Here is a 10,522-nt window from a genome sequence, read left to right as displayed (position 1 = left end):
ATGACTGGCCGGCCCGTTTGCGGCGCGGAGCGCGCCGCACCTGCAGTCCTTCCTCCTTCCACAGGCGGTGCACCTTCTTCTTGTTGATCTCGATGCCGTCGTCGAAGCGCAGGTGCGCCCACGCCCGGCGGAACCCGTGCCGGGGGTTCTTGCGGGCATAGGTGCGTAGCTGCTCGCGCAGTGCGGCGTCGGGGTCGGCCGGGGTGTGCGCTTGCGGCAGCCGTCGATAGGCGGAACGGGAAAGCCCAACGACCTTGCACGCCATACGTTCTGACATGTTCTTGATGTCCTTGAGCATGTCGATGGCGGCGCGTTTGGCGGTCGGGCTCAGAATTTTCCCTTGGCGATCTCCCGCAGCGCGTCCTTCTCGAGTTCGGCATCGGCGAGCAACCGCTTGAGTCGGCTGTTCTGATCCCGCAACTCTTTGAGTTCCTTGGCGGCATCGCCGTCCATACCGCCGTACTGGCGGCGCCAGTTGTACAAGGTGGCCGCCGACACCTCGAGATCGGCGGCGATCTCCTCGCCGGTCTTGCCTTCCGCAGCCAACTCATCGGCCCGGCGCAGCTTGCGCACAATGTCCTCGGCCGAGTGACGCTTACGTCCTGCCATGGTCCTCATCGTCCCTTCTCCGCCCTCATCAGGGCAATCGGGACTCTAAAACAACCCGGACCGGTTCACGGGGGACACGCCAGCGGCACCGGCCGCGAAGTTGAGCTATGACGTGCGACTTGTGATCCTGCTTGCAACGATCGCAGCGCTCGCTGGGGTGACCGCCTGTGGGGGCAACGACACCTCGTCTGACTCTCCAACGCAGTCCCCGTCGTTTAGCGTGGTCAGTTCGTCCGCGTCTTCTCCTGAAGCACCTCCGTCCACCGAAGGCGCAAACCCGTCGCCCTCGGTCAAGCCGGAGTCGGCAGCCGCACCGACAATCGTAGGCTGCCAAGAGGGCTATGACCCGATTCAGACGAGGTGGTCGGACGGGACAGTCACTGGGTATTCCGAATACTGCCAGGGTGTCCGCGATCAGTTCGTCGCAAACGAAGTTAATCCGGAATCAGGGCCGAAGCAGCCAGTCTGCGAGTCTGGTCTCCCGTGCGGAATCACTGAAGACGACGGTGTTGTGTGCGACGACAGCGGGTGCGACGCAGAGTGAAGTACGTGGCATGGAGTCCTCCATTAAAAAGGCTGGAATTGAGCTCGACTTGCTTACAGGGTTAGAGCGCCGGTCAATTCACTGCCGCTTAGGCTGTCGACGTTGAGAGCGACGAGCGGAACTGATGGTGGACGTGGCACTGCACTCAAGCGCTGGGAATTTCCTAACGCCGTCGTCGCTTCTCGCACGAACCCGCAATCGCCCGATGACGCGGTGCGTCCCGAACTCCTGAAGTTGGCCTTCGCGTCACTGATGCGCTCGGCTGACGATCCACTCAATGCCAGCAGCCAATATGGCCGCGAGAGGTATCGACACGTAGAACGTTCCGACAATTCCGCGCAGCGACTAGAGCGCAGACGGCAGCATGTTTCGGCCCACCGTGCTGGTGGAGGGGGTGCTGTCGTTACGTCATCCCTCATGACGACGAACGCGCCGACCGACCACCAGACAAAGAGCACGATGGTTTCGCGGAGCGCGGCTCGAATCCAGTAGCCGACTCGCCGATGTCGTGAAGTGTGGTTCACGGCCGGGAGCACTATCGCTCGACGACGCGTCGCGCAGCCTGCTCCCCGGTGACCGGCCCTGAAGGCGACCAGCCGTGCACCGCTTGACGCCACTCGTCGGCGATAGCGTCGGCGCCCCATCGTGCGCCGAGTAGTGCCCCGGCGATGGCGGCAACGGTGTCTGTGTCGTTGCCGATCCGGATCGTGGTGAACAGCGCGTGTCGGATGTGTTCGTGCGGTTCGACGTCGGGAGTCAGGCTGTGCAGGATCGACGAGGTGGCCGCCTGCAGCGCGCTGACGGTGAAACCGTTGGGGTTGAACATCTTTGGGTCTTGTGTGGCGGCGTCGTCGAGCCACGTCGACCATTTGTCGACCCGATCACGGGGTAGGAGGTCGAGTCCGGCGGTGACGTCGAGTCGCTGCTCGACGACGGCGACGCGGATCGCTTCGCACCACAGGACGCAGGAATCGCCTGCGAGGTCACCGGCGTGTGTCAGACCTGCGGTGGCCCTCGCAGTTTCGGCCAGGGCATCTCGGTCGTCGAGGTATGCCAGCGCCACCGGCCCGGTGCGCATGAGCGCGCCGTTGCCTGCCGAGCGGGGATTTCTCGCCGTGTACGCAAAGGATTCCTCGCGCATGACGATGCCCGGCGCTGCGTCGGGTTCGACATCCAGGCGTCGGCGCGTTGCGCTGAGGACCGCGCTGGTCTGATTTCCGACGTCGGCAGGCTCAGAGGCATACCACTGCAGGAAGTTTGCCGCTACCGCGTCTTGACCCGCCGGCGAGCGCAGGTCTGTCCCCGAGGCGATGACGTCCAGGATGGCCATCGCCATGTCGGTGTCGTCGCTCCACTGCCCGGGCGCGAAGCTGCCCAGTCCGCCGCCGAGCATCTGCGGTTCTTCGGAGTCGTGCAGTGTGCGTGTCTCGAACTCGTAGGGCACTCCGAGTGCGTCGCCGACCGCACCGCCGAGGATGGTGCCGGCGATGCGGTCAGATCGATCAGTGGTTGTCACAGGTGTGTAAGGCCTCTCGTTGCGGGATAGTTTGTGCATTGAATCCGTCACTCCCGACCGCGTTTCCGGTTGTTCCGGTGGTAGGAGTCGCGCGTCATCTTCGACGCGTAGCCGGCGCCGGCCGCCCCGGCGGCCGACATGACGTCGCCAATTTCGTCCATCTCCACTCGCATCGCCGACCGAATCGGCGCCGGTGCGATGTCCATGGCCGAACCCAGAAGTTGCTGTGAATCAAGCAGATACGACGCTCCAGCGTCCAGATCACCCGACTCGTAGGCCCGCGACGCCCGCAGCTTCGCTGCCTGGCCCTCCTGATACAGCTTCTCCGACTGCACGACCGGGTCGGGTACGCGGCCGGTCGCCTCATCGCCGGGCACCACGTTCACCGTCACCGGGAGGGTCACCGTGTGCTCGGTCAGCGTTGCCGACTCGACGTACCGCAGCTCGAGCTCGGCGATCTGCGCGACTCCCAGCCCCGACATTCCGTCAACAGCCAATTTCAGCAACAGCTTTCGGGCCTCAGACCCGTACAGGTCACCAAGTTCGATCGAGACCTCGCCGTCGGCGACCTGGTGTGCGGGAAGGTCGTTGTACAGACTCAGCTGCACTTCCGGAACGAACCGCACCGTCAGCGTCACGGCCTGCACCGCCTTGGACAGCAGACCCTCCACCTCGCCAGATATTGCAGACCCGGCAGCGTCGGGATTCTCGGCGAACATATGATTCCCGTTGCCGGAGCGTGCGATTGCCGACAGCAGTGTCTCGTCGTATCCGGCGCCGTAGCCGAGCGTCGAGGTAATGATCCCGTCGGATGCAGCCTTCGATGTCAGCGAGGCGAACTCGTCGACCTCGCAGATCCCGCTGTTGACGTGCCCATCGCTGACGACAAGCACCGTGCCGCCGCGAATCTTGGATGCTTTGGCGGCGCGACGCAGTTCCTGCAGGCCGCGCAGGTATCCCGAGGACAGATCGGTCATCCCGCCAGCGAAGATCGCGTCGACGAGCTGGGTGGCCTGCTGCTTGTCAGCTAGCGGGGCAGCGGGCACGGCGACTTCGGCGTGGTCGTCGAATGTCACGACCCCGAACACATCCTGCGGGTCGAGCCGTGCGATCACGTCCGCAAGCGCCTTCTTCGCGCCATCGAGTGGGGCGCCGTTCATCGATCCACTGCGATCGAGAACGATCTGCAGCGCGGACCGTGCGCGGTCGACGACTGGCGCGTCAGGCGCCTCGAGTTCGATGAGAACGGAGACCTCGTCGGCGGACTCATGTGCGACGACGTCGACATCGAGGGCGGTGGAGAACTTCATGATCTGCTCCTGTTCCCGCCCGGGTGAACAACCAAGGCGACTTTGCGCGGAAGTGCGATTAGTAGTTTGCGCGAAACTTCGAATAGTGTCAAGGGGTGGCAACCGGCTCCGACTCGCGCCTTGCGAACTACCCGCGCCCGAACGTCGCCGTCGACATCGCGGTCTTGACCGTCGTCGACGGGCAGTTACACGTTGTGGTGCAACGAGATTCAGACTCTGAGCAGTTGTCGCTACCTGGACGTTTCATCCGGGAACGACGCACCGTCGACGAGACGGTGCGTGAGGTCCTTGAACTCAAGCTGGGGCTTTCACCCGATCACGTTCGACCGCATCTGCTCGCGGTCTTCAGTGATCCTGATCGAGATCCCCGCGGGTGGACGATCTCGATCGCACATGCCGTCGCGCTTCCTGCTTCAGCGCTGACGGACGTCGTCGGAGAGCTTGCTCCGCTCGACGCCGATGGTCGGCTCGCGTCGGGGGAGCGGTTGCTCTACGACCATGACGAGATCATTGCATCTGCCACCGACAATCTGCGCGAGCGTTATGAGGACCGCCCCGACCCCGACAGCCTGCTTCCCGAGCCGTACACGTTGTCGGACCTGCGCGAACTGCACGAGGCGATCCTTGGTCGACGCCTCATGCGTGACTCGTTCAATCGGCGCGTGCAGCCGTTGTTGGAACCCAAGGTCGACGGCCTGGGCGTTCCGGAGACGCGCGTCGGCGGTGGACGGCCAGCGAGGTTGTTCATGAAGAGCGCGCCGCCTTCAGCGACGTTCGGATGGAAGCTGCCGAGCAAGGACGAGTGATCGGAGGCCGGTTCGACTCCATCGGATTCAGGTGAACAGCAAAGTGTCGAAGCCCGGCGCTGGCGACTCGAGTGAACCCGATGTTCGCCCGAATGGCCGATACCCAATCAACCGTGCGGGGGCGAAGATGACGACCAACGTGACCTTCGGCTGAGCGGATGACCCACCATGAATTCCAAACCCCGGGCCTCGACAATTCTCCTTTGTGCGGTGTTGGCAGCATTCGCGTTGGCAGCGTGTGGCTCACGCAACGACGCTCCCAATAGCGCGGCTTCCGGGACTTCGACTGTGAGTTCATCAACGACACCGTCCACCGTCTCGTCGACGACAACAGCAACCGAAGCCACCACGCCGCAGTCCACCGAGTCTGAGTCGACGCCAGCAACTTCCGCGCCTGAGACCAACAGCGCAGGAGTCGTGACCGACCCACCGCACACGGGAACGATGGCAGACGGGTCCCTGATGTGCGGGAATTACACGATCCCAGCAGACCAGACGACGTGGACTCTGGTCGTGAACACCGGCGACGTCAGCTGTGCCACAGCACGTAGCGTCCTCGAAGACTTCAACGCGGGCAAAGGGACGCCCACCGCCCGCAACGCCGCAAGTATCGACGGGTTTGTCTGCGCCGGAAACCCTGCAGGCGCGATAGACGAAACGGGTGTCGCGGAGTACTGCCAGGACCCTGCGACCGCGCAAGCCATTCAGAGTCACACGATTTCGGACTGGCACCAGGCGGGGCACCCAACCCACTTCGAACTCGAAATGTCCTGATTCCCGCACAACTCGATCCGCCTGTCAGCCCCATGTGCCAGAGTCATCCTGCACGCGGAAGGGGTAGCTATGACGCAGACGATCGACACCATTGGGCAGAAGCCGCTCGCGGAGACGGTGTGGGAACTTCTCGACGACGACACTGATATCAACGACGAGGCCAAGTACGTCGTGATCGCGGCAATGGAGAGCGAGCAGGCTCTTGCCGAACAACTTGGTGGCGGGGCGTCGCCCCAACAGCGACCCGAGCCGACCGAGACCGAAGCTGAGCCGGCGGGTGCATTCCTGCGGAGCATCACGGTGTCGGGCTTCCGAGGCATCGGCCCTGAAGCGTCGTTGGATATCACCCCATTTCCGGGGATCACCGTCGTCAGCGGCCGCAACGGTTCGGGCAAGTCGAGCTTCGCTGAAGCCCTCGAGTACGCGCTCACCGGCGAGAGCTACCGTTGGCGGGCCAAGAAGTCGCAACTGTGGGCGGACAGTTGGCGAAATCTGCACCACGGCAACCCCTGTGAGGTCCAGGTCGACTTCACCGTTGAAGACGGACCGTCGACGTCGATCGGAGCGTCCTGGTCGGCGGAGGCGAATCTCGACGACGCCAAGCGGTGGTCGCAGCGCAAGGGCGAGAAACGTGAGCCCGGCGTCGATGCCCTGGGATGGTCGACGGCCGTCGAGATCCACCGACCAATCCTCAGCTACGACGAGATCGGCGGACTTCTCGAACAGGAGCCCTCGAAGCTCTACGACGCGCTCGACAAGCTCCTCGCGCTCGACGAGGTTCTCGACGCCGAGACACGACTGACCGCCGAATACACGGCACGACGCCAGGCGAGAAAGACGGCCAACGACGCTCGCACTGCTCTGAAGAAGGCGATGGTCGGGATCGACGATCCGGCCGTAGTAGCGCTGGCAAAGATTCTGCGTCCCAACAAGTATGACCTCGACGCGATCGCAAACATGGTGTCCGGAGTCAGTGGCCAACATGGCGGTGTCGACGCGCTACGGGCGATCGTCGAACATCAACAACTCGACAGCGACGCATCGGCACTGTCCGCGCAACTGCGTGACGCCTTGGTCAACCTGCGCACACTTGCCGATAGCACGCTCGAACGTGCCGAGCAGCGCACACAGTTGCTGTCGGCAGCGTTGGAGTTTCGCACGGCATCGGGGACCGGCTCTGTCGCGTGCCCGGTCTGCGAACAAGGTGTCCTCGATGCGCAGTGGGAAGCACACGCACGCGAGGTCATCGATCAAGAGAATGAGCAGCTGGCGCTGTATCGCGAAGCGCGACAATCCATCCAGCAGCTCGAACGCTCAGCGCGAAGCCTGCTGAGTTCGCTGCCCGACATCGCTCCTCTCGACGGCGTCGAACTGGCGTCCCTCGATGCGTATCGGGCCGCGCGTGCGGAGGTTTTCGAAGCCGTTGCGGTTGAGGATCTTCCGCTCTATCTCGAAGAGAAGCTCCCCGCTGTTCACGCCGCTTTGGGCGCAGTGCAGGCAGACGCCGCTGCCGCGCTCGACGAACACCAGAGCGTCTGGGCGCCGATGGCTGAGCGAACGATGGAATGGGTTGCGCTGGAACGCACTGCGAGGGAGACCGACGACATCGTCGCGGTTCTCGACGCTGCGAAGAAGTGGGTGAGCAACAATGCTCAGTTGTTGCGCGAGCAACGACTCGAGCCGATTGCGGAAGGCGCGCGGGCGATTTGGGCTCAGCTTCGCCAGGAGAGTGACGTCGACGTCTCCACGATCACGCTGGAAGGTAAGCGCACTCACCGCAAGGCGATTCTGCAGGGAACCGTCGACGGCGAACCTGCAGGCGCGCTGTCGGTGATGAGTCAGGGTGAACTGCACGCGCTCGCCCTCGCGCTGTTCTTGCCGCGGGCTACGGCGTCGTCGAGTCCATTCCGATTCATCGTGCTCGACGATCCAATCCAGGCGATGGACCCCGCCAAGATCGACGGATTCCTCAATGTCCTCAGGGATCTCGCAAAGACTCGACAGATCATCGTGTTCTCGCACGACGACCGCCTGGCCACCGCGATTCGTCAGCAATCCATTGAAGCGCATCTGATCGAAGTGTCGCGCGAGTCCGGTTCGAGGTTGGTGGTAAAGCCGGCCGAAGATCCTGCACGCCGCTACGTCGAAGACGCGTACGCGGTGGTCGTCGACGACAATGTTCCCGACGATGTGAAGCAACGGGCATGCCCGGCACTCTTCCGACTTGCAATTGAATCTGCTGCGCGACAACGCTTCTTCACGTGGCGCAATGCAGATGGAGAGTCTCAGCGGGAGTCCGAGAAGCTCTGGGGCGACTTCACCAAGATGAATCAACGCGTGGCACTTGCTCTCGAGGGCGACGCCAGCGCAAATATCTCGGGTTGGCGGTCGTGGCGCGACTACCGCGGACCCGCACTGTTCATTGCAAACAAGGGTACTCACGAAGGTGCGGTCGTCACCAAGGACAACGTACGGGATCTGCGGAAGACCGTCGCCGACCTCTTGGAGGGGAAGTGACACCGCTCGAGTTGCTCGCTTACGCACAGCAACTCCTTGTGGGACTGAGTCGTTCGACGTCGGGCAATTCGTCGCGGCTTGCTGCCGTCGTCGCGCGGCAAGCGGTGGAGGAGTACATCGACGAGCGATGTCTCGCCATCGACGCCCCGTGCGAGCGGGCGACGATGCGATCACGCTTGGCACTGCTCAGAGCGCTCGACGACCGACTGCGTGCTGACCAGCTGGCCTCGCTGTGGTACCAGCTCAGCGCGTGCTGCCACCAGCACGCCTACGAACTGTCGCCGACGGTCGGCGAGGTCAGGGCTCTGTGTGAAGGCGTGGGGGACGTGGTCGCCAAGGCACGTGTCGGGCCGTGTTGACCGCGGATCGGTCGACACCTGCCGGTCTTCGGAGCGCCGCGGCAGTCTGTCAGCTTGCTTCGTAGCTTCGTTGGATGAGCGGCAAAGCGGTCTCGAGTTCGGCGTCGTTTGTAATGCGCAACTCGAGGTCGCCGGTGCCGAAATGGCCGATGTTTCTCATGTCTCGACTGAAACCTTCGGTCAAAACGACATTCGTCGGGTCGACCTTGAGATAGAGAAGCACGGCTCCCGATTGTGGATGGACCTCCACGCAGGCAAAGTTCTTCAGTCGGCGAAATGCGAAGTAGTTCTTGAGGACCTTCTTCGTGACGTCGTCGCCCAAGCCTTCGCAATAGCTCTCGACTGATTCGTAGAGGCCGCGCAACTGCGGGGATGCCTGCCCCAGTAGATCCGTGACCGTTTTTGATGAGGGTTGTTGTCGTGGGGTTGTCGGTTCGTCGATGCCTGTCGGCTCGGCCTTCGTCGAAGTCATCAGCTCAAGCGCCAGCAATTCGCCCGAAAAGTCGCGGTACCTGACTAGCTCGATGCTTCGGTTGATTTGTTGAACTGCGTACTCGTCGTATCGTGTGAATCCATTCGCCACGCATATCAGGCGTGGATTTCGCCAGTCGATTGCGCTTCCGACCTCACTCCCGAGGCGTTTCTGAACCAGCATTTCGAACTCGGCTCGATGATCAAGTAGCCAGTCGAGATAGAACAATCCCTGGTTGATTACGTTCTCGTTCGTAGCGCGTTTGTACTCGAAGATGACCGGTGACGAGTTCTCATCAAGTCCCAAGGAGTCGATCCGACCGCCGTGCCGAACGCCGGTGCTGTATTCCGACGAGAGAAAGCGGACCCCGAAGAGAGTGTCCATGTTCCGTTCGACGACGAGCTGTAGCGACCTCTCCAACTTGACCGAGGAGCTGGTCAGCTCGGTTGCAATGCCGTCGTCGATCCGAAACAACTTCAGGTCAGACACATTGCCTCCTTGTTCGCGTGCAGCCCTCGGCGTGACAGAGGCCAGGCAAGTCCCGTGGTGGTCGGGATGGCGCAGTGAGCCTCAATCCTGTCGCTCATGCTAGCCGTGTGCCGGGGGCGGGCTCTTCGGGTGTTGACCTCGAGCGTGGACTTGCCGCCTTGACCAAGCCGCATCTGGCGAATCTCTCGACCACTGGGACAGCAAGACATTTGAGCACTATCGATTCTTGTACATGGGTTTGCATCGCGAGCCAGGTGTCATCGACATGTCGCCACAACTCCGGAATCGTCTTAACGTTGCGGTGGTGCAGCGTCACAAAGTCCATCCGTTCGAGAAGCTCGAGCGCCGGTCCATCGTCATCCGGCTTGAAGGGTCGTCGCGAACCCAATCGCCCTCAAGACAGAGGATTCCAGGCTTGATCGATTTCGCCAACGGTCCTCCAACCACGTTGTTCAAGGGTTGACTATTAATCGTGAGCTGCACGCCGCGCGTTACCCTGTTCCAACATGGCGCACCGATGCGACACCTCATTGTCGGCGATATGTGCAAGAGTCTCTGTCTAGCATCAGGAAAGGGCGGAGATGTCAGGCGCAGCGCAATCAAGTGGGCGTGTGTGGTCGACGGCCGATATCGGCACGGGTTGGGTTCTCGTCGACGTAGAGACGTCGGGCACCAGCGCGCGCCGTGACCGCGTGCTGAGTCTCGCGGCGCTCACGCTCGACTCAGCGGGCCGAGTGCAAAACGAGTACTCGACACTCCTGAACCCTGGCTGCGACCCCGGTCCCGTCCACATTCATAACCTGACCACCGCGAGATTGCGTGGCGCACCGACGTTCGACGCCGCGTTGCCACACCTCGAACATATGCTGACCGGACGCACCCTCGTCGCACACAACGCCACCTTCGACCACGGGTTCCTCGTGGAAGAGGCGCGCAGGCTTCATACGAAACTGCCTATTACACAACGCCTCTGCACGGTGACGCTTGCACGTCGGCTGCAGCTCGACGTACCGAACGTCAAGCTCGGAACCCTGGCAGGCTACTGGGGATCCGCCAGCGCGCCGCGCACGATGCGCGCGACGACGTCCGCACTCTCGCAGAGATTTTCCGCCGCAGTGTAGGCCTC

10 protein-coding genes are annotated in these 10,522 nt (G+C 62.6%); 5 read left to right on the top strand and 5 right to left on the bottom strand.

The window, feature by feature from the left end:
* From GOSPT_RS11760 to GOSPT_RS11745, 4 genes are all read right to left on the bottom strand, one after another.
* Positions 1–277: IS3 family transposase (locus tag GOSPT_RS11760; protein ID WP_169330946.1), on the bottom strand; the 277-nt coding region annotated here is incomplete at its 3' end.
* A 50-nt stretch (positions 278–327) separates the two neighbouring features.
* Positions 328–609, bottom strand: coding sequence for a transposase (locus GOSPT_RS11755; RefSeq protein WP_245548710.1), 282 nt, complete (start codon positions 607–609; stop codon positions 328–330).
* 1,079 nt (positions 610–1,688) lie between these two features.
* The gene (locus tag GOSPT_RS11750; protein WP_245548709.1) at positions 1,689–2,669 is read right to left on the bottom strand and encodes an ADP-ribosylglycohydrolase family protein; all 981 of its coding nucleotides are present in this window, start codon (positions 2,667–2,669) and stop codon (positions 1,689–1,691) included.
* A 47-nt stretch (positions 2,670–2,716) separates the two neighbouring features.
* The gene (locus GOSPT_RS11745) at positions 2,717–3,979 is read right to left on the bottom strand and encodes a vWA domain-containing protein (RefSeq protein ID WP_005206407.1); all 1,263 of its coding nucleotides are present in this window, start codon (positions 3,977–3,979) and stop codon (positions 2,717–2,719) included.
* A 95-nt stretch (positions 3,980–4,074) separates the two neighbouring features.
* Between GOSPT_RS11745 and GOSPT_RS11740 the strand changes: the two genes are divergently transcribed.
* The 4 genes from GOSPT_RS11740 to GOSPT_RS11725 all read left to right on the top strand — a co-directional run bounded on the left by GOSPT_RS11740 (position 4,075) and on the right by GOSPT_RS11725 (position 8,435).
* Positions 4,075–4,785, top strand: a complete 711-nt coding sequence (locus GOSPT_RS11740) for an NUDIX hydrolase (RefSeq protein WP_005206406.1) — start codon at positions 4,075–4,077, stop codon at positions 4,783–4,785.
* A gap of 444 nt (positions 4,786–5,229) precedes the next feature.
* Positions 5,230–5,559, top strand: a complete 330-nt coding sequence (locus tag GOSPT_RS11735) for a hypothetical protein (protein ID WP_039855779.1) — start codon at positions 5,230–5,232, stop codon at positions 5,557–5,559.
* A gap of 69 nt (positions 5,560–5,628) precedes the next feature.
* Complete coding sequence (locus tag GOSPT_RS11730) at positions 5,629–8,076, top strand: ATP-binding protein (RefSeq protein ID WP_005206404.1); 2,448 nt, start codon at positions 5,629–5,631, stop codon at positions 8,074–8,076.
* Positions 8,073–8,435 (top strand): hypothetical protein, encoded by a 363-nt coding sequence (locus GOSPT_RS11725; RefSeq protein ID WP_005206403.1) that lies wholly within the window; start codon positions 8,073–8,075, stop codon positions 8,433–8,435. Before GOSPT_RS11730 ends, GOSPT_RS11725 begins: the two co-directional genes overlap by 4 nt.
* 49 nt (positions 8,436–8,484) lie before the next feature.
* On the opposite strand, the gene GOSPT_RS11720 is transcribed toward GOSPT_RS11725, so the two are convergent.
* The gene (locus tag GOSPT_RS11720; RefSeq protein WP_005206402.1) at positions 8,485–9,396 is read right to left on the bottom strand and encodes a DUF5655 domain-containing protein; all 912 of its coding nucleotides are present in this window, start codon (positions 9,394–9,396) and stop codon (positions 8,485–8,487) included.
* Positions 9,397–9,977: 581 nt separating this feature from the next.
* Between GOSPT_RS11720 and GOSPT_RS24615 the strand changes: the two genes are divergently transcribed.
* Positions 9,978–10,517, top strand: a complete 540-nt coding sequence (locus tag GOSPT_RS24615; RefSeq protein ID WP_005206401.1) for an exonuclease domain-containing protein — start codon at positions 9,978–9,980, stop codon at positions 10,515–10,517.
* Positions 10,518–10,522 lie beyond the last annotated feature (5 nt).

The sequence above is a fragment of the Gordonia sputi NBRC 100414 genome (assembly GCF_000248055.1).
Lineage (GTDB): Bacteria > Actinomycetota > Actinomycetes > Mycobacteriales > Mycobacteriaceae > Gordonia > Gordonia sputi.
Note: the sequence above shows the minus strand (reverse complement) of the source record. Positions and strands in the feature narration are given on the sequence as shown.

Excerpts from the sequence above, each read along its gene's own strand:
- GOSPT_RS11730 (WP_005206404.1), top strand. The coding sequence starts at position 5,629 with ATGACGCAGACGATCGACACCATTGGGCAGAAGCCGCTCGCGGAGACG.
- GOSPT_RS24615 (WP_005206401.1), top strand. The coding sequence starts at position 9,978 with ATGTCAGGCGCAGCGCAATCAAGTGGGCGTGTGTGGTCGACGGCCGAT.
- GOSPT_RS11745 (WP_005206407.1), bottom strand. The coding sequence starts at position 3,979 with ATGAAGTTCTCCACCGCCCTCGATGTCGACGTCGTCGCACATGAGTCC.
- GOSPT_RS11755 (WP_245548710.1), bottom strand. The coding sequence starts at position 609 with ATGGCAGGACGTAAGCGTCACTCGGCCGAGGACATTGTGCGCAAGCTG.
- GOSPT_RS11735 (WP_039855779.1), top strand. The coding sequence starts at position 5,230 with ATGGCAGACGGGTCCCTGATGTGCGGGAATTACACGATCCCAGCAGAC.